Genomic DNA, 24,802 nt, shown 5'->3' on the forward strand with positions numbered 1-24,802 from the left:
TCCAGGTGATCAAGCCCAGCGGCCGGGGCGGAACCCTCGAGTTCGGCACCGCCGTGGTCAACGCGGCGGACGGGTCCATCGCGGGTCTGCTCGGAGCCTCCCCGGGCGCCTCCACCGCGGTGGACGCCATGGTCGACGTGCTCAAGCGCTGCTTCCCGAGCCGGTTCGCGGACTGGACCCCGGCCCTCGAGGAGATGATCCCCTCGCTCGGCCGGGACCTCGCCGAGGAGCCGACCCTGTTCACCGAGCAGTTCGAGCGCTCGACCCGCACCCTGAAGCTCGACCAGAAGGCCTGACGGAACGGCGCTGATCCGCCACCACGCACCATTCCTCATCCCCTGGTCGCCCGACGTGGTGGCCGGGGGGTGAGTCGTGTCACGGGCCCCAGGCCGGGGCCTGGGGCCGAGCCGGGGGCGGATAGGATCAGCAGCATGATCCGGCCTGTGAACCCGTACCCCGTCGGTCTGGACCTCGAAGGCCGTCGTGTCGTGGTGATCGGCGGAGGGTCCGTGGCGCAACGACGCATCCCCGTGCTGCTCGAGGCGGGTGCGGTGGTGCACCTCGTGAGCCCCGACGTCACGCCCACGCTCCAGGGACTCGTGGACGCCGGGCGCATCTGGTGGGAGCCACGAGAGTACGAATCAGGCGATCTCGAGGGTGCGTGGTACGTGGTCGCCGCGACGAGGAACTCTCTGGTCAACGCCCGGGTCGCGGCCGAGGCCGAGCAGAACCGCACCTTCTGCGTCCGGGCTGACGCCGTGACGTCGGGTTCCGCGGTGACCCCGGCGGTGGTCCGCAGGGGCGAGATGCTCGTCGCAGTTCTCACCGGCGACCGCGCGCGTACCGCCGAGGCCCGGGACGTGGTCGCGCGGGCCCTCAGCGACGCGGGGGCGGAGGCACCCGAGGTCGACGAGGCGCTCCGCGGCACGGTCGCGTTGGTCGGAGGCGGGCCGGGGGCCGACGACCTCATGACGGTGCGTGGACGTCGACTGCTCGCCCGCGCCGACGTGGTCGTGGCCGACCGTCTCGCCCCCCAGCGCCCACTGGCCGAGCTGCGGGCGGACGTCGAGATCGTCGATGCGGCCAAGATCCCCTACGGGCGGGCCATGGCGCAGGACGCGATCAACGAGGTGCTGGTGGACCGGGCACGAGCCGGCAAGTTCGTGGTCCGCCTCAAGGGCGGGGACCCGTTCCTCTACGGGCGTGGCTACGAGGAGGCGCAGGCGTGCGCGGAGGCGGGAGTGCCGTGCACGGTCGTGCCGGGCGTCTCCAGCGCCCTCGCGGTCCCGGCCCTCGCGGGGATTCCCGTGACCAACCGCGGGATGACACACGAACTGACGGTCGTGTCCGGGCATCTCCCGCCCGGACACCCGGGCTCCCTCATCGACTGGGACGCCCTCGCTCGTATGCGCGGGACGCTGGTGGTGCTGATGGGGGTCAAGAACTCCCCGGCGATCGCAGAGTCGCTCATGGCGGGGGGTCGCTCGTCGGACACCCCGGCCGCGGTGATCGTCGACGGCAGTCTCGACGGTCAGTCGACCCATCGCTGCACCCTCGGCACCCTCACCGACACCCTGGCGACCCACGACGTCAGGCCCCCGGCCATCGTGGTGGTCGGCGACGTGGCCGGGCTTCCGCAGGCGCTGTCCACGGACCTGCGGCACCGCTGACCCATCCCGACGCCGGGCGTGGTGCGTGCCCGTCAGGAACCGACGCGGCGCCGCTCGGTCAGGAAGACGTCCGAGTAGGTGGCCGGATCCTGACCGCGTAGGTGCGAGGTGTGGTCCTGCATGACCAGCCGCGCCGAACAGACGTTGCGGATCGCCACCAACTCGACTTCCACGCCTGGGAGTTCCTCCGCCAGGCGGCGCGCGATCGCCAGTCCCTCGCGGTACCAGTCGACCGGATCGACGCCGTCGGTCCAGACGGGCACGCCGTAGCCGTAGCCGAGAAGGCCGAGGGCGGCGCCGCTGTCGTCGACGCTGCTCCCGTAGTCCGCGAATCCGCGCCGCCAGTCGTCATTCCATCGCAGGATCCGGCTCTCCAGATCAGCGGTCAGTCCAAGGCTGCGAGGCGTGGCGAAGTCCATGAACCCGTCCCGGAGGCGGGGAGGCTGGTAGTAGGGGAGCCGTCCCGCCCACAGTCCCCACGTCACGCCGTACTCGGGCATGAGCCGGATCGTCGGCGTGCGGTCGGGGTCGGGTCCGTTGCCCGGCGCCCGCCAGCCCTCGGTGCGCACGTAGTCGCCCCGCAGAGGGTGGACGTAGTCCAGTTGATCGGCGGCCAGCTCACACACGACATACCGCTCCGCGGTGCAGAACACCGCCGTTCCGGTCAGGCTCACCTCGAGCCGGTCGGCGAGCTCGTAGCCGCGGTCGAGCCAGGCCAACTCGTCGAAGCCCTCGCGCCACACTGGTTGGTCGACGGGGCGGTCGCCGAGATGGACGAAGTTCTCTTTCCATTCGTCGATCCACGCCTCGATGTCGTCCCGCAGGTCGCCGGGGAGGTCGAGGTCGGCGGCCACGCCCTGGTCGTGGCGCCGATGTCCGGGCGGGAAAGCGGAGGGCGATCCGAAGAGGTGCGCCTCGTAGTACTGGACCGGCGACAGGCACAGACGGGGCAACGAGGCGAGCCCAGGTTCCTCCTGCAGCCGCCACGCCGCGCGGGAACCGTGCGAGGGAAGGACCCGCGGCGTGGCGGGGACGGAGTCGGCGTCGGCGTCGGCGTCGGCGTCGGGATCGGGACTCGAACTCACGGCTCCGTGACCATGGTGAGAACGGTTTCCGAGGTGCGCTCGAGGGTGTGCCCGGCCCGACGGGCCACCCGGAGGAGGGAGGCGACGTCACCCATCTCGGCCCGGGACGTGGCGAGCGTACGGGCGAGGAGACCCTTGTGATGCTTGGAGAAGTGCGAGACCACCTTGCGCGTGCCGTCGGGGTAGTCGGTGACGACGTCGACGGTGATCGCCCCCGGGACCGGCCCCAGCTGGTGGTAGCCGCCGGAGCGCAGGTCCACCACGAGGTCGTCGCCCCACCCGGCGGTGGCGGCGGTGAGGGCCGGCTTCCAGGTCGAACGCAGGGTGCCCAGTCCGGGCAACTGCGTCCCGGCGGAGAGGCGGTAGTGCGGAATGGGGTCGGTAGCACCGAGCAGGCCGAACAGGGCCGAGCCGATCCACAGCCGCGACTCCGCTCGTGACCGGGTGGCCGCGGTGAACGAGGCGGGGTCCAGGGCGTCGAAGAGGACGCCGGTGTAGCGGCTCAGCGCCGACGCGGTGGGGGAGGTCCACAGGTCGGCGTTCAGTGTCACCTCGTCGCCGAGCTTCTCACTCAGCCCGAGCGCGTCGCGAGCTGCCGCCGCCTCCCCCGAGCACAGCGAGACGAGGGAGTCGGCGACGGCGCGGCGGGTTCCTTCGAGCTCGGGGAGCGAGAGCGCGGCCAGGTCGAGCGGCTCCCCGGACCCGCCGACGGATTTGGTCTCGGAAGGGGACAGGAGGATTCGCACCCGGCTCAGGGTACCGAGGCCACCGGCAGCCCCGACGGCGGGCGGCGGGTCCGCGAGCAGGGGCGGCTAGGCTGGTGCATCGTGATCACGCGTCTGTCCCACCTTTTCCTGCGCACGCTCCGCGATGACCCGGCCGATGCCGAGGTCCTCAGCCACAAACTGCTGGTCCGCGCCGGGTACGTCCGCCGCGTCGCTCCCGGCGTGTACTCCTGGCTGCCGCTGGGTCTGCGCACCCTCCGCAGGGTCGAGCAGGTGGTGCGCGAGGAGATGAACGCCTTCGGCGCGCAGGAGATCACCCTGCCCGCACTCCTCCCGCGGGAACCGTACGAGACCACCGGACGGTGGACCGAGTACGGCCCGGCGTTGTTCCGGCTGAAGGACCGCAAGGGCAACGACATGATGCTCGGCCCCACCCACGAGGAACTCTTCACGCTCACCGTGCAGGGCGAATACTCCTCGTACAAGGACCTGCCCGTCACGCTGTACCAGATCCAGACCAAGTACCGCGACGAGGAACGACCCCGTGCCGGGATCCTGCGCGGTCGCGAGTTCGTCATGAAGGACTCGTACTCGTTCGACGTCGACGACGCCGGACTCGAACGCTCCTACCAGGCGCACCGAGAGGCGTACCGACGCATCTTCGACCGTCTCGGGATCGAGTACGTCATCTGTGCCGCCACCTCCGGCGCGATGGGTGGTTCCGCCTCCGAGGAGTTCCTCGCCGTCTCCGCCGCCGGCGAGGACACGTTCGTCCGATCCACCGACGGGCAGTACGCGGCCAACGTCGAGGCAGTTGTCACCCCCGCGCCGCCCGCCCTCCCGATCGAGGGTTCGCCGCGGGCGGTCGTGCACGAGACCCCGGACGCGCCGACCATCGACACGCTCGTCGCCTGGGCGAACTCCGCAAACCTCGGCCGGGAGGTCACCGCCGCGGACACTCTCAAGAACGTCATGTTCAAGGTGCGTCGGCCCGGTCAGGACTGGGAGCTGTTGGCGGTGGGCCTACCGGGCGACCGCGAGGTCGACATGAAGCGGGTCGAGGCCGCGCTCGAGCCGGCGGAGGTCGAGATCCTCGACGAGGCGGATTTCAAGACCAACCCATTCCTCGTGAAGGGGTACATCGGCCCGCGCGCGCTGCAGGAGAACGAGGTCCGCTACCTCGTCGACCCCCGGGTCGTCGACGGCACGGCGTGGATCACCGGAGCAGACGAGCCCGGCAAGCACGTGGTGGACCTGGTGTGCGGCCGTGACTTCACCCCGGACGGCACCATCGAGGTCGCCGAGGTGAGGGAGGGCGACCCGGCACCGGACGGGCACGGCACCCTGACCCTGGCGCGCGGGATCGAGATCGGCCACATCTTCCAGCTGGGCCGGAAGTACACCGACGCCTTCGGGTTCGACGTCCTGGGCGAGAACGGCAAGCCCGCGAGGGTGACCATGGGGTCCTACGGCATCGGGGTCTCGCGTCTCGTGGCGGTACTCGCGGAGCAGTTCGCCGACGACAAGGGCCTGGTCTGGCCCGCTGAGGCCGCGCCCGCGGACGTCCACGTGGTGATCGCCAACAAGGACGATGCCGCGATCTCGGGAGCCGCGACGCTGGTGGAGGCGTTCGACCGCGCCCGACTCGAGGTCCTCTTCGACGACCGGAAGGCCTCGCCCGGAGTGAAGTTCAAGGACGCCGAGCTGATCGGTGTGCCGTGGGTGGTCGTGGTGGGTCGCGGCTGGTCCGAGGGCACCGTCGAGCTGCGCGAGCGCGCCACCGGCGAGGTCACCCAGGTCCCGGTGGACGGTGCCGCGGAGGAGATCGTCCGGTTGATCGGCGCCGGACGCCCCTGAGCCTCAGGCCGGCGGCGGGAACCCGGGTAGCGCCTCGAACGGCGCTCCCGGGACCAGGGTTCTCCAGCGTGCGAGTTGCACCGCCGCCGCGGTGAGGGCGTCGACGCAGAAACGGCGGGTCTCCGGCGTCCGGGCGAGGCCGAGTTCGACGCGCCAGGCCTCGCAACAGTCCGATTCGATCCGGATCGCCAGAAGGACGGGAGCGCCGGGGGCGTCCGGATCGGGGACGTATCCGACCGGCGCGGGGGGCGATGCCGGCCACAACACCTCAGCCGCGTCCCGACGGGCTCGATGAGCAGCGAGCTCACGCCTGACCGCGGCTCGGATGGAGCCGTCCGCCCGGGACAGGACGAGACCGTACCCGTAGACCGCCGCGTCCTCGGCGGCCAATCCGACCGGAGCGCTCACGCGAGTTCCACCTCGACCGCCGCCGTGCACGCCGCCGAGACCGCGCCGGCGATCTCCGCGCGGGCCCCCTCGGTCGCCGCGGCCGCACCGGCGGCGTCGGCCGCGTCGGCGCGGAGTCGCGAGCGCACCTCCTCGGCGGGCGGGCAGACCGGCGCCGGTGTCGGCACTGGGGTCGGCTGCTGCTCGTCGTCCTGCGGGCGGTCCACGAGCCCGGCGAGCCGTTCCGCGTGAACTCTCCGGGTGTCGGCGAGCCGACGCAGGGCACCCACCCGATCGCCGTGGGAGGCGTCCGCGGCCGCGAGTTCCCGTGCGTCGCGCTCGGCGGCCTCGAGCAGGCCGAGCAGGGGATCGGGGCGGTCGGTGACCGTGGGCAGGGCACAGCCGCCGGCGACTGCGAGCCCGGCGACTCCGGCGGCCGCGACGGCGAACTGACGGCGCGAGAGGGCGACGGGGGCGGAATGGGGCACTCCGACATCCTGCCAGGGGTCGGAGAAGGGGGCGGCGAGGCGGTACAGTGATGCGGCCCGTCCGCGTCCCGGAACGGAATCCGCCAGCCCGCACTCCAGGAGCACAGTGATCGTCCCCGAGCCCGACCGGGCCCATATACGCAAGGCGGTCTCGGACCGCAGCCTCGACCTCGAGGACCTCCGGGAGGACACCCGTTCGTCCACGTGGCACGTGACGGTCGTCGTGGACGGGGACTCCGGCGTCTCCCTCGACGATCTCGCCGAACTCTCCGTCGATCTCGACCCCCTCGCCGAGCAGTGGGGGGGATCGGGCCAGCCGGTCACGCTGGAGGTCACCAGCAGGGGCGTCGACGCGCCGCTGGAGCACCCCCGTCACTGGGCCCGTGCCCGCGGACGCCAGGTCGACCTGCTCTACGTCGACGGCGCCGACGGGCCGACCCGGGGGCGGGTCGGAGACCTCGACGAGGACTCGGGGACCGTCCGCATCGTGTCCAGGGCGGGCCGGGGGACCAGAGTGGACTCGGTAGCGTTGGATCGGGTGGCCCGCGCCGTGATCCGGGTCGAGTTCCGGCCAGCGCCACAGGAGGAGCTGGACCTGTTGTCCGAGCCGGAGAACCCCGGGCACGGCGTGCGAGAAGGAGAAAACAGTTGAACATCGACATGGCAGCGCTGAACATGCTGTCCCGAGAGCGCGAGATCCCGCTGGACGACCTCGTGCACACTCTCGAAAACGCGCTGCTCACCGCCTACAAGCGGACCGAGGGCTCGCATAGGGTGGCCCGGATCGCGCTGGACCGCAAGGCCGGCACGGTCGCCGTCATGGCCGCCGAGGTGGACGAGGACGGCAACCGCATCGGGGAGTTCGACGCCACCCCCTCCGACTTCGGGCGGGTGGCCGCGGCCACGGCACGGCAGATCATCCTGCAGCGTCTGCGCGAAGCCGAGACCGACCGCATCTACGGTGATCTCGTCGCGCGCGAGGGCGAGGTGGTCAGTGGGGTCATCCAGTCCGACTCCCGCGCCAACGCCCGTGGGATCGTGGTCGTCCACATCGGACCCGAGAACGGGGGCACCGAGGGGACCATCGCCCCGGCCGAGCAGGTACCGGGCGAGACCTACACGCACGGGGAGCGCATCAAGTGCCACGTCGTCGGGGTGCACAAGGGGCCCCACGGCGCCTCCGTCTCGCTCTCCCGCACCCACCCGGACCTGGTCCGGGGACTGTTCGCGCTCGAGGTCCCGGAGATCGACGACGGCTCGGTGCGGATCGCGGCGATCGCGCGTGAGGCGGGCCACCGGACGAAGATCGCGGTGGAATCCACCATCTCGGGACTCAACGCGAAGGGCGCCTGCATCGGACCGAACGGGGCCCGTGTGCGCGCGGTCATGGCGGAGCTCAACGACGAGAAGATCGACATCGTCGACTACGACGACGACCCGACGGTGTTCGTCGGCAACGCCCTGTCCCCGGCGAAGGTGATCTCCGTCACCGTCGCCGATGCCACCACCAGGGCGGCCCGCGTCGTCGTCCCCGACTACCAGCTGTCCCTGGCGATCGGCAAGGAAGGCCAGAACGCACGTCTGGCACACCGCCTGACCCAGTGGCGGATCGACATCCACAGCGACGCGGAGTGACGCGCTGCGCCGCCCGGCGCCACGCGGTCGGGCGCGCCGTTAGTGTCGACACGGCATTGTCTGTAGACTGATCAGTTGTCACAGTGACTTCACGTCCACCCGTCCACTCGGGCCGGGCGGCGAGAGACCGAGGTGGCCGGATGCAGGGACGCAAGGACCAGCGGTTCGGTACCGCCGAGGCCGCGGGTCCGGTCAGGACCTGCGTCGGTTGCCGGGGTCGGGACACCGATTCCCGACTCCTCCGGATCGTTCACGATCCGGAGACGGCCGCTCTCTCGCCCGATCCGCGCCGACGGGCGGTCGGACGAGGAGCCTGGGTGCATCGCGAACCGCAGTGCATCACGACAGCGCTCGACCGCAAGGCCTTCACCAGGGCCCTGCGGATCGCCGGGAACGTGTCCCAGGACGCGCTCACGGAGGTACTCGAGGCACTACGCCTCGGGCACGACATCACCCGCCGACCGCTCGGTTCGGCAGGGGGAGCACAAGAGAAGGAACGGACCAGACACGATGAGCACACCGTGAAGCTCCAGCGATGAACGTCCATCGAATGTAGACCGAGGTCGCGCGGCCAGCCCTGCCGTGGAGACCTCGCAGTGAGGAGAGCAGTGGCAGGCAAGCCCCGGGTACACGAGCTGGCAAAAGAGTTCGGTATCACCAGTAAAGAACTTCTGACGAAACTCCGCGATCAGGGAGAGTTCGTCAAGTCCGCGTCCTCGACGTTGGAGGCCCCGGTCGTCCGGCGCCTGCGTGAGGCACATGCACCGGCAGGCGGCGACTCCGCCCCCGCCCCGTCTAAATCCGCAGGAGGCGCTGCGCCCAAGCCGGGTGCACCCTCGAAGCCGGCACCGGGCCCCCGTCCGGGCGCGGATCCGCGCTCGGCGGCTCCCAAGCCCGCGGCCGGCCCCACCCCGGGCGCCAAGCCCGCGGCCCCCGCGCCGGCTCCCAAGCCGGAAGCCGGTCCGACTCCGGGCGCCAAGCCCGCGGCCCCCACGCCGGCTCCCAAGCCGGAAGCCGGTCCGACTCCGGGCGCCAAGCCCGGTTCCCAGCGTCCGACCCCGGGGGCGACCCCCGGCGCGGCCGCCGCAGCCTCCCGTCCGGCTCCCGGGCCGCGCGCGGCGGGGCCGAAGCCCGGTCCCAAGGCGCCTCGCGTCGGGAACAACCCGTACTCCAGCGGCACCACGCCCGCGCCGCGTCCGCAGGGCGGTCCCCGCCCGGCACCCGGCCAGGGTGGTCCCCGTCCCGGAGGCGCCCGTCCGGGCGCACCCGGTCAGGGTGGTCCCCGTCCCCCGCAGCGGTCGGGCGCACCGGGCCAGGGCGGTCCCCGTCCCAACCCCGGCAACATGCCGGCGCGTCCCAGCCCCGGTCAGATGCCGGGACAGGTCGCACGTCCCGCCGCGGGTCGCGGCCGTCCGGGTGGTCCCGGTGGCCGTCCGGGTGGCGGCGGTTTCCGTCCCGGTGGCGGCGGCGGTGCCCCCGCAGCCGGTGGCGGCGGTTTCCGGGGTCGTCCCGGTGGCGGCAACCGTGGCCGCGGTGGTGCCGCGGGTGCGTTCGGTCGTCCCGGTGGCGCCCCGCGTCGTGGTCGCAAGTCGAAGCGGCAGAAGCGTCAGGAATACGACTCGATGCGGGCCCCGGAGGTCGGCGGCGTCCGGCTTCCCGACGGTCGCGGGCAGGTCCTGCGACTGGCACAGGGTGCTTCGCTGAGCGATTTCGCGGACAAGATCGACGTCAACCCCGCGCAGCTGGTCCAGGCCCTGTTCAACCTGGGTGAGATGGTCACGGCCACGCAGTCGGTCACCCCGGAGACGCTGCAGTTGCTCGGTGAGGAGATGGGCTTCAAGGTCCAGATCGTCAGCCCCGAGGACGAGGATCGCGAGCTGCTCGATTCGTTCGACCTATCCTTCGGTGAGGACGAGGGTGACGAGAGCGATCTCGAGATCCGTCCCGCGGTCGTCACGGTCATGGGTCACGTCGACCACGGCAAGACCCGACTGCTCGACAGCATCCGGTCGGCGAAGGTCGGCGAGGGTGAGGCCGGTGGCATCACCCAGCACATCGGCGCCTACCAGGTGACGGTGCCGGTCGACGACGTGGATCGCACGATCACCTTCATCGATACGCCGGGTCACGAGGCGTTCACCGCCATGCGTGCCCGCGGCGCGAAGTCGACGGACATCGCGATCATCGTGGTCGCGGCGGACGACGGCGTGATGCCGCAGACGGTCGAGGCGATCAACCACGCGCAGGCGGCAGAGGTGCCGGTCGTGGTCGCGGTCAACAAGATCGACAAGGAGGGCGCTCAGCCCGACAAGATCCGCGGCCAGATGACCGAGTACGGCCTGGTGCCGGAGGAGTACGGCGGCGACACGATGTTCGTCGACATCTCCGCCAAGCAGGGTCTCAACATCGAGTCGCTGCTCGAGGCGGTCGTCCTGACCGCCGACGCGTCTCTCGACCTGCGGGCGAACCCGGACATGGACGCGCAGGGTGTCGCCATCGAGGCGCACCTGGACCGCGGTCGCGGTCCCGTCGCCACGGTGCTCATCCAGCGCGGCACGCTGCGGGTCGGCGACTCGATCGTCGCCGGCGACGCCTACGGCCGCGTCCGGCGCATGGTCGACGAGCACGGCGAGGACGTCACCGAGGCGACCCCGTCGCGTCCGGTCCAGGTCATCGGCCTGACCAGCGTCTGTGGCGCCGGTGACACCCTGATGGTGGTCGAGGAGGATCGGACCGCACGGCAGATCGCCGACCGTCGTAACGCGCGCAAGCGCAACGCGATGGCCGCCCGTAGCCGTCGTCGGATCAGCCTCGAGGACCTGGATTCGCATCTCAAGGAGACGAGCCAGCTCAACCTCATCATCAAGGGCGACAACTCCGGTACGGTCGAGGCCCTCGAGGAGGCCCTCCTGGGGATCGAGATCGACGACGAGGTGCAGCTGCGCGTCATCGACCGCGGTGTCGGTGCCGTCACCGAGACCAACGTCAACCTGGCGGCCGCGTCCGACGCGGTGATCATCGGGTTCAACGTCCGGGCGGAGGGCAAGGCCACCGAGCTGGCCAACCGCGAGGGCGTGGACATCCGGTACTACTCGATCATCTACCAGGCGATCGACGAGATCGAGAGCGCGCTCAAGGGCATGCTCAAGCCGATCTACGAGGAGAAGAAGCTCGGCCAGGCGGAGATCCGCAACATGTTCCGCTCCTCCAAGGTGGGCAACATCGCGGGTTGCATGGTGCTCGACGGCATCATGCGTCGCAACGCTAAGGCCCGGCTCATCCGGGACGGCAAGGTCGTGGCGGAGGAGATGACCATCTCCTCGCTGCGTCGCGAGAAGGACGACGCGACCGAGGTCCGCGAGGGCTTCGAGTGTGGTCTGACGGTGACGTACTCCGACATCAAGATCGGTGACATCATCGAGACCTACGAGCTCGTCGAGAAGCCGCGCGACTGACGTCGCAGGGCACTGTCGTGGGGGCGGGATCCGTTGGAAACGGACCTGCCCCCGCGGCATGCTCGTCAACCCGTGGTCGCCGTGCGACCGCATCACGCCAAGGAGGATCCCCATGACCGGTAAGGGACGCGCGGGACGGCTCGGAAAGCGGATCGGCGAGATCGTCGCGACGGCCATCGAGCACGAGATCAAGGACCCCCGGCTGGAGTTCATCACGATCACCGATTCGCGGATCACCGCGGATCTGCGGGTGGCGACGCTGTACTACACGGTTCGTGGCGTGACCCTCGACGAGGAGCCGGACCACGAGGCCGCGGAGGCTGCGTTGACCGCCGCGCGGGGCCGCCTGCGCACGATGGTCGGCAAACAGACCGGGGTGAAGTTCACCCCGGAGTTGACCTTCGTGCTGGACTCCGTGCCGGACGCGGCGCGCCAGATGGAAGAACTGCTCGCCAAGGCCCGGGCGCAGGACGAACAGGTCCGGCGCGTGGCCGAGGGGGCCCGTCCGGCGGGCGACGAGGACCCGTACCGCAAGCCGGAGGAGGCGGACCGGCCGGAGGACGACGATCGGTGACCGAACCGGTGGACGCCGCCGGCGCGGCGGACGTGTTGGCCCGTCACCACGAGGTGACCGTGCTGTGCCACGTCCGCCCGGACGCGGATGCGCTCGGTAGCTCCTCCGGTCTCGCCCGGGCGTTGCGTGCGCGGGGCGTGACCGTCCACCACTCGTTCGATCCCGGCGTCGTCCCGGGGGCGATGAGGGCCATCCCGGGGACCGACCGGGTGGTGCCCCTCGCGCAGGTCCCCGCCCATCGGGGTCTCGTCGTGACGTTGGACTGTGCGAGCCCGGACCGGGTGGGCCGGTGGGGCCGGCTCGCCGACGCGGCAGCGGAGGTCCTCGTCGTCGACCATCACCGGTCCAATCCGGGCTTCGGTTCCCACATGCTGCTCGACCCGGACGCCGCGTCGACGGCGTCGCTCGTCCTGGACGTCCTCGACGCGGGCGGGTTCCCCGTGGACGCCGTGACGGCCACGAGCCTCTACGCCGGGCTCGTCACCGACACCGGATCCTTCCGTTGGGGCGGCGCGAACTCGCACGAGACCGCCCGACGACTGCTGGCCGCGGGCGCGGAGACCACCGAACTCACCCACGCCCTGCTCGACGCGCACTCGTTCGCCTGGCTGCGGGTGCTGGGCGGGCTGTTGAGGACGGTGCGTCTGGAAGTCGACACGGTGGGCGGGCGCGGATCGGTGTGGCTGGCCGTCCCGCACGAGGTGATCTCGGCAGCGGACGAGGACGACGTGGAATCCCTCGTCTCGCACCTCCGCGGCGTCCGGGAGGCCCGAGTGGCGGTGCTGCTGAAGGAGTACCTGCCCGGCGAGTGGGCCGTCTCCCTCCGCTCGCGACCCGGTGGCCAGGGCGCGGACGCCGTGGACGTCTCGGCCATCGCGGCCGCGCTCGGGGGCGGCGGCCATCCGTCGGCCGCCGGCTGCACGATGCGCGGTGATGTGGAGACCATCAGCACGAGGCTCCGTGAACTCCTCGGCTGACGTGACGCACACCGGGCCGGATCCGGCCGTCGGGCTGGGAGCGATCGGACGCCGACTCTGGTCGATCGCCTTGCCGGTCCTGCCCGTGCTGTCCGCCGAGCCCGTCTATCTCTTGGTCGACGGGATCATCGTTGGTCGCCAGGGCCCGGAGGACCTGGCCGCGCTCGGCGTGGGAGCCCTCGTCCTTCTGGTGCTGGGCACCCAGATGAACTTCCTGTCCTACGGGACCACCGCCCGATCGGCCCGGTTGCACGGGGCGGGCCGCCGCGGCGACGCCGTGGCCGAGGGGGTGCAGGCGACGTGGATCGCCGTCGCCGTCGGCGCGCTGGTGGTGGCCGTCGTACTGGCGTCGCGCGGGCCGATCACCCGGGTACTCGCCGCGGACGCGGACGTGGCCGCCGGCGCGGCCGAATGGCTCGGGGTGGCCGTGTGGGGCATCCCGTGCATCCTCGTGGCGTCAGCCGGCCACGGGTGGATGAGGGGCGTCCAGCGCCTGCGCACCCCGCTCGTGCTCGTCGGCGTGGGCATCGGCGTGTCGACCGCCGGGTGCGTGGTGTTGGTCCCCGGTCTGGGGCCGGCCCCGGCGCTGGGGTTGGTCGGGAGTGCCTGGGCGAATCTCGCGGGTCAACTGCTCATGGCCGCCGGTTTCCTCGTCGCGCTCGTCCTCGAGCGCCCGGGGTCGCTGCGGCCACGCCGCGCCGTGATCGTCAGCCAGCTCCGCATGGGCGTGGACCTGATCATCCGTACCGCGTCGTTCCAGATCACCTTCGCCGTCGCCACCACCGCGGCAGCCGCCGCCGGCGTCGACTCGCTCGCGGCGCACCACCTCGCACAGCAATTGTGGGCGCTGTACTCGCTCGTGTTGGACTCGGTCGCGATCGCGGCCCAGTCGCTCGTCGGCGCCGCGCTCGGGGCCGGACTCGCCGCCCACGGCCGGGCGCTGGCACGAGCGGTGGTGGTGTGGTCACTGGGTCTGGGAGCGGGGCTCGCCCTGCTGACGGCCGTGTTCAGAGCACCCCTGGCATCGCTGCTGTCCGGGGATCCCGGGGTGGCTGATCGCCTGGTCGTCGCCCTGATCGGGATGGCGGTGGTGGTGATCCCGGCCGCGGTGGTGTTCGGACTCGACGGCGTGCTGCTGGGCGCCGGTGACGCGGCGTACCTGCGCACCAGCACCGTGGTCGCGGCGCTTCTGGGTTTCCTGCCCGTGCTGCTCGTCACCCGCCACCTCGGGTGGGGGCTGCCGGGGATCTGGGTCGGGATGGGGGTGTTCGTCGGTCTCCGACTGATCGCCGTCGTGGCCCGGGTGCGCGGCGACCGGTGGATGGTGCTGGGAGCGCAGACGCCGGGCGCACGGGCCCTGCAGGAGGTGGACGGATGACCGCCGGGGCGACGGGCGTGCAACCGACCCTGCGCGCGGTGTCCGACCTGCACGTGGGACATCGGGGCAACGCGGACGTCGTGGACGAGATCCACCCCGCGCACCCGGGGGACTGGCTCATCGTGGCCGGTGACGTGGCCGAGAAGGTCGACCACGTCGTGGACGCGCTCGAGCGACTGGCGGCGCGTTTCGAACGGGTGATCTGGGCGCCCGGCAACCACGAGTTGTGGATCGGCCGCGACGACGAGGGGATCACGTCCACCACCAAGTACGACCGGCTGGTGGAGGCGTGCCGGGCCATCGGGGTCGACACCCCGGAGGACGACTACCCCCTGTGGACCGGACCGGGCGGGCCCGCGTGGGTGGTGCCGATGTTCCTGTTCTACGACTACAGCTGGACGCGGGTGGCAGGGCAGCCGCGGGCGGACGCCCTGGCCGGTGCGCGGGAGCGTCGCGTCGTGGCCTCGGACGAGTTCCTCATCGACCCCGCCCCCTACGGTGACGCGGTCGCCTGGTGTCGGGAGCGTCTCGTGGGTACGACGACGCGGCTGGCTCGCCTCGATCCCGCGCACCCGACGGTGCTCGTCAACCACTGGCCGCTGCTCCGGGACCCCACCCGGGTCCTGCGGCACCCGGACTTCGCGCTGTGGTGCGGGACAGATCAGACGGCAGACTGGCACCGCCGGTACCGCGCCACCGCGTGCGTCTACGGTCACCTGCACATCCCGCGGACCACGGTCCACGACGGCGTGCGCTTCGAGGAGGTCTCCCTGGGTTATCCGAGGGAGTGGAACGGGCGTGGGCGGCCGGATCCGCTCACCCGTCAGATCCTCCCGGCGCCGGACGGTCCGCAGGTCCAGTGGGTCCGCGACGAGGGTGGCCTGCCGAGGATCGCCCGGCCCGGTGACCCCGGCCCCTATCTGGAGGACGAGCGGTGATCGACGACCTGTTCCCGCCCGACGTGGTGGGGGTGACCGACGCCGAGCTGGGCCTGGACGACGCGGCGCTGTTGGCGTCGCTGTACCCGGTGGAGGTCGAGCAGATCGGGGCCGCCGTCGAGCGGCGCCGGATCGACTTCGCGGGCGCGCGTGCGTGTGCCCGGGAGGCCATGTCGAGGCTCGGCGTGCCCGCCGGCCCCGTCCTGCGCGGGGGTCGGGGCATGCCGGTGTGGCCGCCGGGCCTGGTGGGCACGCTGACGCACACGGAGGGGCTGCGGGCCGCCGCGTTGGCGCCGACCGCCCGCGTCCGGTCGCTCGGACTGGACGTGGAACGCCACGCACCGCTGGCCGCGGGCGTCCTCGAGGCCGTCTCCCTGCCCGAGGAGGCGGCGTGGGTCCGTGCGGCACGCGCCGAGGTCGCGGACGTCGCCTGGGATGCGCTGCTGTTCACGGCGAAGGAGGCCACGTACAAGGCGTGGTTCCCGCTCACCCACCGGTGGCTGGGGTTCGGTGACGCACACATCACCCTGGTCCCGGACGGCGACGACGACGAGGTGGTCACCGGCACGCTGCGATCGCGGATCCTCATCGACGGCCATGCCGTGGACGGGGGGCCCGATCTGGTCGAGTTCCGGGGCCGCTGGGCCGTCCGGGACGGGTACGTGGCCTCGGCGATCGTGCTGCGACCCGCCGGGGTCGCTAGCGTGGGCCCGTGACGCCGCGCAGACCCGACCCCCGCCCCGCTCCCGACCCCGGCCTGGTGGTCGTCGACAAGCCGGGGGGAATGAGCAGCCACGACGTCGTCGGACGGCTCCGACGCTACTTCGGTACCCGCAAGGTCGGCCACGCCGGAACGCTCGACCCGATGGCCACCGGGGTGCTCGTGGTGGGCATCGAACGCGCCACCAAGATGCTCGGACTGTTGGCACTGGAGACCAAGTCCTACGAGGCCACCATCCGTCTCGGCCAGACCACGACCACCGACGACGCCGAGGGGGAGACCACCTCGACCACCGACGCCTCCGCCGTGACCGACGAGGCGATCGACGCGGCCGTCGCGGCGCTGACCGGGGAGATCGACCAGGTCCCGTCCGCGGTGAGCGCGATCAAGGTGGACGGGAGGCGGGCCTACGACCGGGTGCGGGCGGGGGAGGAGGTCGAGCTCCGGTCACGGCGGGTCACCGTCGCCCGGTTCGACGTGCTCGAGCGGGCCCGCTCCGGTGCGGTGATCGACCTCGTCGTCGTCGTCGACTGTTCCACCGGAACCTACATCCGCGCGCTCGCCCGGGACCTCGGCTCCGCCCTCGGGGTCGGCGGTCACCTCACGGCGCTGCGCCGCACCCACGTCGGGCCGTTCGGTCTCGACGTGGCACGGACCCTCGACCAGCTGGAGACCGATCCGACACTGTCGCTGGACCTCGACTCCGCCGCGCTGACCGCGTTCCCCCGACGCGACATCGACGCCGACGAGGCGGAGGGACTGCGCCACGGCCGATGGCTCGAGGCCCGCGGTGACGCCGGGGTCGTCGCCGCCGTCGGCCCGGACGGCCGGGTCGCGGCGCTGGTCTCGGAATCGGGGCGGCGTGCAGCTCCGGTCGTGGTCATGCGCCCGGCGGGCCTGTGAACGCCGCGCGTAAGGTGGTCGCCGTGCAATTGTGGCGGACGTTCGACGAGATCGTGATCCCCGACGGCGGGACCTCCGTCGCCCTCGGCGTGTTCGACGGGCTCCACCGGGGTCATCGGAGCCTGGTGGACCGCGCCGTCGGCCACGGCCGGGACCTGGGCGCGAGTCCCGTCCTCGTGACGTTCGACCCCCACCCCGTCGAGGTCGTCAGGCCGGGGACCCACCCGTCGGTCCTCACCCCCCTCGAGCGGCGTGCCGAGCTCGCGGGCGGGTTCGGGATCGACGCCGTGTTCGCGTTGCCGTTCGACCGCGAGATGGCGTCGTGGGAGCCCGACGAGTTCGTGGACCGGGTCCTCGTCCGCGGCCTGCGGGCCCGCGCGGTCACCGTGGGGCGGAACTTCACGTTCGGTCGACGCGCGGCCGGTACCCCGGAGACCCTGCGCGAGCTGTGCGCCGACCGCGGCATCGTCTGCGAGATCGTCGACCTGCTCGAGGCCGGGGGAGAGACCGTCTCCTCCAGCCGTGTCCGCCGGTTGCTGTCCGAGGCCGACGTGGCCGGCGCCGCCGAGGTCCTCGGCCGACCGCACCGGGTCTCGGGCGTCGTGGTCCACGGTGCCGGGCGCGGGGGGCGGGACCTGGGTTACCCGACCGCCAACCTCGACCTTCCCGAGTACACCGCCGTGCCCGTCGACGGCGTGTACGCCGGGTGGTTCACCGTGCTCGACGACGGCCCCGTCGACGGCACGATCGTCCCGGGACGGCGCTACCCGTCCGCGATCTCCGTCGGCACCAACCCGACGTTCGGGGACTCCGCCCGCAGCGTCGAGGCGTTCGTCCTGGACGAGTCGGCCGACCTGTACGGACGACTGGCGGCGGTCGACTTCGTCGACCACGTCCGCGACATGGTGAAGTTCGCCTCGGTCGACGAGCTGCTCGTGGCCATGGACCGCGACGTCACCACGACCCGGACCGTGCTCGGGGCGGACGTCGACCGGCCGTGACCTCGCATTGGGCCGACACGTCCGTGGACTGGTAACGTCTCCCGTCGGCCCTCCTGTGGTCCGCGGCGGCGGGGCCCAACATTCACGCGGACTGGAACAACCAGGAGTCACCATGGCGCTGAGCACCGAAGACAAGAAGGCCGTCCTGGCCGAGTACGGCCTCCACGAGACCGACACCGGCTCGCCCGAGGCCCAGATCGCCATGCTCACCAAGCGGATCTCCCAGCTCACCGAGCACCTCAAGACCCACCAGCACGACCACCACTCGCGGCGCGGCCTGCTCCTCATGGTCGGCCGTCGGCGTCGTCTGCTCAAGTACATCGCCAAGACCGACATCGCGCGCTACCGCTCGCTGATCGAGCGTCTCGGCCTGCGTCGCTGACGCACGACGACCACCGCGTCACCGACCCCGCCCGGTCCATCCGGGCGGGGTCGGTGCATTTCCGCGAACCGGGCCGCCGGGTCTCGGGGGCGTCACCCGCGCGCGCCCGGTGACCCGGACGGTTTTCCCTGATAGCCTCGGTGGAGCCGGTGCACACGTGCCGGGGTGGTCGACAGGTCCGATTGACGGTCCTCGGTAGTGGCCGCCGGAACCCGACGCCCGGGAGCATCAGCATCCGTGGCACGCGTTCCGGCCGCTTCGATCGAAGACCGAGGTCGAACCGGGACCCCCTGACGTGACGCCCGGTGGCCCCGGCGGGACGATTCCGCCGTGCGGCCCATGCACCCGACACGACAGGAAACACATGCCACAGATCACGGCCGTCGAGGTCGAAGACGGGGTCTTCGAGACCGTCGCGACCATCGACAACGGCGACTTCGGTCGCCGCGAGCTCCGCTTCGAGACCGGCCGGCTGGCCAAGCAGGCCGCCGGTGCGGTCGTCGCCTACCTCGACGACGACACCATGCTGCTGTCCGCCACCACGGCGGGCAAGCACCCCAAGGAGCACTTCGACTTCTTCCCCCTGACGGTGGACGTCGAGGAGCGGATGTACGCCGCGGGACGGATCCCCGGTTCGTTCTTCCGCCGCGAGGGGCGTCCCAGCACGGACGCCATCCTCACCTGCCGGCTCATCGACCGGCCGCTCCGCCCCACCTTCGCGGACGGGGTCCGCAACGAGGTCCAGGTCGTCGTGACCGTCATGAGCCTCGACCCCAAGGACCTGTACGACGTGGTGGCCATCAACGCCGCCTCCGCCTCCACCCAGCTGTCCGGCCTGCCCTTCTCGGGTCCGGTCGGCGGCGTGCGCGTCGCGCTCATCCCGACGTCGGCCGACCCGGCCGGCCAGTGGGTCGCCTTCCCGACCGTCGAGCAGCTCGACGACGCCGTGTTCGACATGGTCGTCGCCGGCCGTGTCGTCGGCTCCGGTGACACCGCCGATGTCGCGATCATGATGGTCGAGGCCGAGGCCACCGACGACGTGATCGAGAAGGTCGCCGGGGGCGCGCAGGCCCCCACCGAGGACGTCGTGGCCCGGGGGCTCGAAGCCGCCAAGCCGTTCATCGCCGAGCTGTGCGCCGCACAGCAGGCACTGGCCGACGCCGCGCCCGGCACGCCGCGGGAGTTCCCGCTGTTCCCGCCGTACGCCGACGACGTCTACGCCGCCGTCGCCGAGATCGCCGAGACCAAGCTCGGCGAGATCATGCAGATCGCCGACAAGCAGGATCGCGACGTCGCGACCGACGAGCTCAAGGCGACCGTCCTCGAGCAGCTCACCGAGCGGTTCTCCGACCGCCTCGGCCAGGTGGGGGCCGCGTTCAAGTCGCTGACCAAGAAGGTCGTGCGCCAGCGCATCCTCACCGACCACTTCCGGATCGACGGCCGCGGCACGCGGGACATCCGCGCGCTGTCCGCCGAGGTCGAGGTCATCCCGCGCGCCCACGGTTCGGCGCTGTTCGAGCGCGGCGAGACCCAGATCCTCGGCGTGACCACGCTCGACATGGTCAAGATGGCCCAGCAGATCGACTCGCTCGGGCCCGAGACCAGCAAGCGCTACATGCACCACTACAACTTCCCGCCGTACTCCACCGGTGAGACCGGTCGCGTGGGTTCGCCCAAGCGTCGCGAGATCGGCCACGGCGCGCTCGCCGAGCGCGCGCTCATGCCGGTCCTGCCGAGCGTCGAGGAGTTCCCCTACGCGATCCGCCAGGTCTCCGAGGCGCTCAGCTCCAACGGCTCCACCTCCATGGGCTCCGTCTGCGCCTCGACGCTGTCGCTGCTCAACGCGGGTGTGCCGCTCAAGGCCCCCGTCGCGGGTATCGCGATGGGCCTGGTCTCCGACGAGATCACGAACGAGGCCGGTGAGTCGGAACGACGTTTTGTCGCGCTGACGGACATCCTCGGGGCCGAGGACGCCTTCGGCGACATGGACTTCAAGGTCGCCGGCACGGGCATGTTCGTCACCGCGCTCCAGCTCGACACCAAGCTCGACGGCATCCCGTCCGAGGTGCTGGCCGGCGCGCTGACCCAGGCCCGCGAGGCCCGGCTCACCATCCTCGACGTGATGGCCGAGGCGATCGACGAGCCCGACGAGCTCAGCCCGTTCGCGCCCCGCATCATCGCGATCAAGGTCCCGGTCGACAAGATCGGCGAGGTCATCGGGCCCAAGGGCAAGATGATCAACTCGATCACCGAGGAGACCGGCGCGTCCGTCTCGATCGAGGACGACGGCACCGTGTACATCGGGGCCACGGACGGCGAGTCGGCCCAGGCCGCGATCGACAAGATCAACGCCATCGCCAACCCGCAGCTGCCCAAGGTCGGGGAGCGCTTCCTCGGTACGGTCGTGAAGACCGCCCCGTTCGGCGCCTTCCTCTCGCTGCTGCCGGGCCGCGACGGTCTGGTCCACATCTCCAAGCTGGGCCAGGGCAAGCGCGTCGGCAAGGTCGAGGACGTGGTCAACGTCGGCGACAAGATGCAGGTCGAGATCGCCGACATCGACAACCGCGGCAAGATCAGTCTCGTCCCGGTCGGTGACGACTCGGACGGCGGAGCCGACGCGGACTCCGGCACCGACGACTGAGACCCCGCCGGTCCGCCCCCCCCCACGGCGCCCGGCACCCCACGAGGCACGCACCCCGCGCGCGGGGTGCGTGCCTCGTTCGTCGACAGAAGGGAAGGACCGTGAACCCGACGATCCGCGTGGACCGGTCGATCCCGGGCGTGCGTGTGGTGACCGAGGACCTACCGTGGTGCCACACCGCGGCGGTCGGTGTCTGGATAGGGTCCGGATCCGCGGACGAGGGCCCCGGGGAACACGGCGCCGCGCACTTCCTGGAGCACGTCCTGTTCAAGCGCACCAGCTCGGCGTCCGGTCTGGAGTTGTCCCAGCGTATCGACCTGCTGGGTGGTGACCTCAACGCCTTCACGGGACGCGAGCACACCTGCTATCACGTCCACGTCCCCGCCGAGGGGCTGGACACCGCGGTGGACGTCCTGGTGGACGTCGTCGCCAACGGATCCTGCGACCCCGCCGACGTCGAGATCGAGCGTGACGTCGTGCTCGACGAGCTCGCCGGCCGTGCGGACGACCCGGAGGACCTCGCCTGCGAACTGGTCGCCACCGCGGCCCTCGGTAGCGACCCGCTCGCCCGCCCGATCATCGGGACCGAGGAGTCGGTGGAAGCACTGGACGCCGAGACCCTACGGGCATTCCACCGACGCATGCTCGGTGCCGGCGACGTCGTGGTCGCGGCGGCCGGGCGTCTCGATCACGACGCCCTCGTGCGCCGGATCGCCGCCGGGCCACTGGCGGCGGCGGTGTCCCGCAACGGGACGTCGCGGGACGGCGCCGATCTCGGCGCCGGGACCGGCGGTGGCGACACCGGGCCGGGCGCGGGGGCGCCCGGGTGGGCCGCGACGTCCGTCCTCACCGGTGAGGACGACGACTCCGAACAGGCGTTGATCGCCCTCGCCCGCAGAACCCCGGCCCGGGATCACCGGGACCGGGCCGCGGCGCAGGTCGGCACCGCGGTTCTCGGCGGGGGACTGAGCTCCCGGTTGTTCCAACGCATCCGCGAGGAACTCGGTCTGGCGTACACGGTCTATGCGGGCATGGACCAGTTCCGGCCGACCGGTCTGCTCACGGTGGTGGCCGGCGCCCCGGTGGACCGTGTGGACGCACTGTGCGACGAGGTGGGCGAGGTCGTGTCCGGGATGCTGGCCGCGCCGCCCGCCGCCGACGAGGTGGGTCGGGCGATCGGCCACCTCACGGGGTCGATCAGGCTCGGGTTGGACGATCCGCTCTCCCGCATGACGCGGATCGGTCGACACCTCCTGGACCGCGACACGGTGGTCCCCGTCGAGGAATCGGTGGCCAGGCTCCGTCGGGTCACCCGCGACGAGGTCGCCGCCTACTGGACCGACGAGTCCGCCCCGTGGTGTCTGGCGGCGGTCGGCCCCGGGATGCCCGGCGACGGCGCGGCTGGACTGCTCGGGCGCGTCGGCGGATAGGCTGGACGGGCTCGACGAGGACCACGTGAGGAGACGATGACGGTGACGAAGGTCGGAGTGCTCGGCGCACGCGGCAAGGTGGGGACGGCGATCTGTGAGGCCGTCCGTGACGCGGAGGACCTCGAACTCGTCGCGGAGGTCGACCAGGGCGATCCGCTGGACGCGCTCGTCAACTCCGGTGCCGAGGTGGTGGTGGACTTCACCCACCCGGACGTGGTGCTGGACAACCTCGAGTACTGCGTGGCCAACGGCATACACGCGGTGGTCGGCACCACCGGGTTCACCGAGGACCGTCTCGCCACCCTCAGGGGGTGGCTGGAGGACAGTCCCGGGACCGGTGTACTGGTCGCGCCCAATTTCGCCATCGGTGCCATCCTGATGATGCGGTTCGCGGTCCAGGCCGCGAAGTACTTCCCGTCCGCCGAGATCGTCGAGCTGCATCATCCCAACAAGGCCGACGCGCCGTCGGGGACGGCCCACCGCACCGCCGCCATGATGGCGGCGGCTCGCCGGGAGGCGGGGCTCGGGCCGTCGCCCGATGCCACGTCCACGGAACTCGACGGGGCCCGCGGCGCCGACGTCGACGGGATCCGCGTGCACTCGGTGCGACTGTCGGGCCTCGTCGCCCACCAGGAGGTGCTGCTCGGGACGCAGGGGGAGACCCTCACCCTCCGGCACGACTCGCTGGACCGCACCTCGTTCGCGCCCGGAGTGCTTCTGGGGGTCCGCTCGATCGCCGGGGCCCCGGGCCTGACCGTCGGGCTCGACTCCTTCATGGACCTCTAGGACCACCGCCGTGGAGCGCATCGTCAAGCCCCTGGTCATGGCCCTCACGGCGCTGGGCCTGGTCGTGGCCTTCGGGTACCTGCTGTACCTCGGCTGGTCGATGGTCAGCGCCTCCGACTATCTGGCCGTGCGCGGGCTCGGGGCGGGGATCATCCTGCTCACCGGCGTCGGCGCCTGGGCGACCTGGGCCATCTTCCGCAACGGCCTCGAACTCCAGAGGATCTCGGCCGCCGCCGCGGCGGAGGGGATCGAACTCGATCTCGCGGACATGGAGCGACGCCCCTCCGGCCGACTCGAGCATGACGCGGCGGACGCGCTGTTCGACCGGGTCAGCGCCGAGTACCAGGCCGCCCCCGACGACTGGCGGACGACCTACCGGCTGGCGCGGGCCTACGACCACGCCGGCGACCGCGTCCGCGCCCGGGAGGTCATGAAGGCCGCCATCGGGCTGCGCGAGACGGAACTCACCTCGGGGAAGGGTCTGGGATGAGCACGGTACTGGTCGTGCACCACGCCCCGTCACCACGCCTGCGCCGCATTCTCGAAGCACTCGTCACCGGTCTCGACCATCCCGAACTCGAAGGGATCGCGGTCGAGTCCGTCCCCGCGTTGGCCACCACCGACGACCACGTCCTGCGCGCCGACGGCTATGTCCTGCTCACCCCGGCCAATTTCGGGTACATGTCCGGCGCGCTCAAGCACTTCTTCGACCGCACCTACTACACCTGCGAGGGAGCGGTGGCAGGCCGGCCGTACGCCCTGTGCGTACACGGGGACAACGACACCGCGGGAGCGGTCAACTCGGTCGAACGGATCGCCACCGGCTGGGGACTGCAGGCCGTCGCCCCCGCAGTCCAGTTGACCGGCGAACCCGGACGCCAGGATCTCGACACCGCCGCCGAGGTCGCGGCCACCGTCGCCGCACATCTGCTCGGCTGAACCGCCGGGCACATCACCGAAGGAGACCCACGATGTCCGAGCTCGTCCGGCGGCAGGTCCGCCTGGTCGCGCACACCGAGTTCATCCCGCCCGACGAGGTCGAGTGGGAGACGGACGCCGAAGGCGGATCGGCGCTGGCCGAGTTCGCGGGGCGGGCCTGCTACCAGAGCTGGGAGAAACCGAATCCACGCACCGCGACCAACGCCGGGTATCTGCGGCACATCCTCGAGGTCGGGCACCTGTCGGTGTTCGAGCACGCGAGTGTGTCGTTCTACATCACCGGGATCTCCCGCTCGTGCACCCACGAACTGATCCGGCACCGCCACTTCTCCTACAGCCAGTTGTCCCAGCGTTTCGTCCCCGAACACGATTCGAAGGTGGTGCCCCCACCGGCGATAGCGGACGATCCCGAGCTCGTCGAGATCTTCCGGCGCGCGACCGACGCCTCCCGTGACGCCTACGCGGAGATGCTGGCGAAGCTCGAGGACAGGTTCGCGGACGTGCCCAACCCCATGCTGCGGCACAAGCAGGCCCGGCAGGCCGCCCGCTCCGTGCTACCGAACGCCACCGAGACCCGGATCGTCGTGACGGGGAACTACCGCTCGTGGCGCCACTTCATCGGCATGCGCGCCACCGAGCACGCCGACACCGAGATCCGGGGCCTGGCGATCGACGTACTCCGTCGTCTCCGCGAGGCGGCGCCGGCGGTGTTCTCGGACTTCGAGATCGCCACGCTGGAGGACGGCTCGGAGATCGCGGTCAGCCCCTACGTTCTCGAGGGATGACGACGCCCCCAGGGTGGGAATCGGGGTCTGCCGGGTACTGCGGGT

Annotated in this window: 25 protein-coding genes; 21 read left to right on the top strand and 4 right to left on the bottom strand. The window is 71.5% G+C overall.

The features are described from left to right. Both AC3DEV_RS05685 and cobA read left to right on the top strand, forming a co-directional pair. Window positions 1-296: malate:quinone oxidoreductase (locus AC3DEV_RS05685; RefSeq protein ID WP_488371533.1), on the top strand; the 296-nt coding region annotated here is incomplete at its 5' end. 135 nt (window positions 297-431) lie between these two features. Next, on the top strand, window positions 432-1,670 hold the full coding sequence (cobA, locus tag AC3DEV_RS05690) for a uroporphyrinogen-III C-methyltransferase (RefSeq protein ID WP_120283467.1): 1,239 nt from the start codon (window positions 432-434) through the stop codon (window positions 1,668-1,670). A gap of 32 nt (window positions 1,671-1,702) precedes the next feature. Here the strand turns inward: cobA and AC3DEV_RS05695 are convergent, their stop codons facing one another. Both AC3DEV_RS05695 and AC3DEV_RS05700 read right to left on the bottom strand, forming a co-directional pair. After that, window positions 1,703-2,755 carry a hypothetical protein gene (locus AC3DEV_RS05695; RefSeq protein WP_488371534.1) on the bottom strand — a complete coding sequence of 351 codons (1,053 nt, stop codon included), beginning with the start codon at window positions 2,753-2,755 and terminating at the stop codon, window positions 1,703-1,705. Then, complete coding sequence (locus tag AC3DEV_RS05700) at window positions 2,752-3,501, bottom strand: YaaA family protein (protein WP_120283463.1); 750 nt, start codon at window positions 3,499-3,501, stop codon at window positions 2,752-2,754. Before AC3DEV_RS05700 ends, AC3DEV_RS05695 begins: the two co-directional genes overlap by 4 nt. An 81-nt stretch (window positions 3,502-3,582) precedes the next feature. Between AC3DEV_RS05700 and AC3DEV_RS05705 the strand changes: the two genes are divergently transcribed. Next, window positions 3,583-5,337, top strand: a complete 1,755-nt coding sequence (locus AC3DEV_RS05705; protein WP_067717670.1) for a proline--tRNA ligase — start codon at window positions 3,583-3,585, stop codon at window positions 5,335-5,337. Between the two features lie 3 nt (window positions 5,338-5,340). On the opposite strand, the gene AC3DEV_RS05710 is transcribed toward AC3DEV_RS05705, so the two are convergent. Together AC3DEV_RS05710 and AC3DEV_RS05715 are read right to left on the bottom strand one after the other, a co-directional pair. Beyond that, window positions 5,341-5,745, bottom strand: a complete 405-nt coding sequence (locus AC3DEV_RS05710) for a DUF4439 domain-containing protein (RefSeq protein ID WP_082923979.1) — start codon at window positions 5,743-5,745, stop codon at window positions 5,341-5,343. After that, the gene (locus tag AC3DEV_RS05715) at window positions 5,742-6,212 is read right to left on the bottom strand and encodes a hypothetical protein (protein WP_143337679.1); all 471 of its coding nucleotides are present in this window, start codon (window positions 6,210-6,212) and stop codon (window positions 5,742-5,744) included. Before AC3DEV_RS05715 ends, AC3DEV_RS05710 begins: the two co-directional genes overlap by 4 nt. 106 nt (window positions 6,213-6,318) lie before the next feature. Here AC3DEV_RS05715 and AC3DEV_RS05720 point away from each other — a divergent pair, with 106 nt between their 5' ends. From AC3DEV_RS05720 to thyX, 18 genes are all read left to right on the top strand, one after another. After that, complete coding sequence (locus AC3DEV_RS05720; RefSeq protein ID WP_067717678.1) at window positions 6,319-6,864, top strand: ribosome maturation factor RimP; 546 nt, start codon at window positions 6,319-6,321, stop codon at window positions 6,862-6,864. Beyond that, on the top strand, window positions 6,861-7,847 hold the full coding sequence (nusA, locus tag AC3DEV_RS05725) for a transcription termination factor NusA (protein ID WP_069389518.1): 987 nt from the start codon (window positions 6,861-6,863) through the stop codon (window positions 7,845-7,847). The genes AC3DEV_RS05720 and nusA overlap by 4 nt, the downstream gene beginning before the upstream one ends. A gap of 140 nt (window positions 7,848-7,987) precedes the next feature. Further along, on the top strand, window positions 7,988-8,386 hold the full coding sequence (locus AC3DEV_RS05730; RefSeq protein WP_082923981.1) for a YlxR family protein: 399 nt from the start codon (window positions 7,988-7,990) through the stop codon (window positions 8,384-8,386). A gap of 69 nt (window positions 8,387-8,455) precedes the next feature. Beyond that, window positions 8,456-11,302, top strand: coding sequence for a translation initiation factor IF-2 (gene infB / locus AC3DEV_RS05735; protein WP_096905340.1), 2,847 nt, complete (start codon window positions 8,456-8,458; stop codon window positions 11,300-11,302). 112 nt (window positions 11,303-11,414) lie between these two features. Then, window positions 11,415-11,876: a 30S ribosome-binding factor RbfA gene (gene rbfA / locus AC3DEV_RS05740; protein WP_067717687.1), complete on the top strand. Its 462-nt coding sequence runs from the start codon at window positions 11,415-11,417 to the stop codon at window positions 11,874-11,876. After that, on the top strand, window positions 11,873-12,853 hold the full coding sequence (locus AC3DEV_RS05745; RefSeq protein ID WP_488371536.1) for a DHH family phosphoesterase: 981 nt from the start codon (window positions 11,873-11,875) through the stop codon (window positions 12,851-12,853). Before rbfA ends, AC3DEV_RS05745 begins: the two co-directional genes overlap by 4 nt. After that, the gene (locus tag AC3DEV_RS05750) at window positions 12,810-14,231 is read left to right on the top strand and encodes an MATE family efflux transporter (protein WP_488371538.1); all 1,422 of its coding nucleotides are present in this window, start codon (window positions 12,810-12,812) and stop codon (window positions 14,229-14,231) included. Before AC3DEV_RS05745 ends, AC3DEV_RS05750 begins: the two co-directional genes overlap by 44 nt. After that, on the top strand, window positions 14,228-15,169 hold the full coding sequence (locus AC3DEV_RS05755) for a metallophosphoesterase family protein (protein ID WP_488371539.1): 942 nt from the start codon (window positions 14,228-14,230) through the stop codon (window positions 15,167-15,169). The genes AC3DEV_RS05750 and AC3DEV_RS05755 overlap by 4 nt, the downstream gene beginning before the upstream one ends. Then, window positions 15,166-15,885 (top strand): 4'-phosphopantetheinyl transferase family protein, encoded by a 720-nt coding sequence (locus AC3DEV_RS05760; RefSeq protein ID WP_475396051.1) that lies wholly within the window; start codon window positions 15,166-15,168, stop codon window positions 15,883-15,885. Before AC3DEV_RS05755 ends, AC3DEV_RS05760 begins: the two co-directional genes overlap by 4 nt. After that, complete coding sequence (truB, locus tag AC3DEV_RS05765; protein ID WP_271798999.1) at window positions 15,882-16,793, top strand: tRNA pseudouridine(55) synthase TruB; 912 nt, start codon at window positions 15,882-15,884, stop codon at window positions 16,791-16,793. Before AC3DEV_RS05760 ends, truB begins: the two co-directional genes overlap by 4 nt. Further along, complete coding sequence (locus AC3DEV_RS05770; RefSeq protein WP_488371540.1) at window positions 16,790-17,794, top strand: bifunctional riboflavin kinase/FAD synthetase; 1,005 nt, start codon at window positions 16,790-16,792, stop codon at window positions 17,792-17,794. The genes truB and AC3DEV_RS05770 overlap by 4 nt, the downstream gene beginning before the upstream one ends. Before the next feature lie 112 nt (window positions 17,795-17,906). Beyond that, the gene (rpsO, locus tag AC3DEV_RS05775; protein ID WP_067717704.1) at window positions 17,907-18,176 is read left to right on the top strand and encodes a 30S ribosomal protein S15; all 270 of its coding nucleotides are present in this window, start codon (window positions 17,907-17,909) and stop codon (window positions 18,174-18,176) included. Window positions 18,177-18,549: 373 nt separating this feature from the next. Next, complete coding sequence (locus AC3DEV_RS05780) at window positions 18,550-20,817, top strand: polyribonucleotide nucleotidyltransferase (RefSeq protein ID WP_256819590.1); 2,268 nt, start codon at window positions 18,550-18,552, stop codon at window positions 20,815-20,817. Between the two features lie 101 nt (window positions 20,818-20,918). Continuing rightward, window positions 20,919-22,247 (top strand): M16 family metallopeptidase, encoded by a 1,329-nt coding sequence (locus AC3DEV_RS05785; protein ID WP_067717709.1) that lies wholly within the window; start codon window positions 20,919-20,921, stop codon window positions 22,245-22,247. 36 nt (window positions 22,248-22,283) lie between these two features. Then, window positions 22,284-23,033 carry a 4-hydroxy-tetrahydrodipicolinate reductase gene (gene dapB / locus AC3DEV_RS05790; protein ID WP_488371541.1) on the top strand — a complete coding sequence of 250 codons (750 nt, stop codon included), beginning with the start codon at window positions 22,284-22,286 and terminating at the stop codon, window positions 23,031-23,033. Between the two features lie 10 nt (window positions 23,034-23,043). Further along, a complete protein-coding gene (locus AC3DEV_RS05795) occupies window positions 23,044-23,523 on the top strand; it encodes a hypothetical protein (RefSeq protein ID WP_488371542.1) in 480 nt (159 codons plus the stop codon). Further along, window positions 23,520-23,972 (top strand): flavodoxin family protein, encoded by a 453-nt coding sequence (locus tag AC3DEV_RS05800; protein WP_119192157.1) that lies wholly within the window; start codon window positions 23,520-23,522, stop codon window positions 23,970-23,972. Before AC3DEV_RS05795 ends, AC3DEV_RS05800 begins: the two co-directional genes overlap by 4 nt. Window positions 23,973-24,004: 32 nt before the next feature. Continuing rightward, window positions 24,005-24,757 (top strand): FAD-dependent thymidylate synthase, encoded by a 753-nt coding sequence (gene thyX, locus AC3DEV_RS05805; protein ID WP_067717719.1) that lies wholly within the window; start codon window positions 24,005-24,007, stop codon window positions 24,755-24,757. Window positions 24,758-24,802: the final 45 nt, after the last annotated feature.

This window comes from Dietzia sp. IBK-p2-15D (assembly GCF_057773105.1).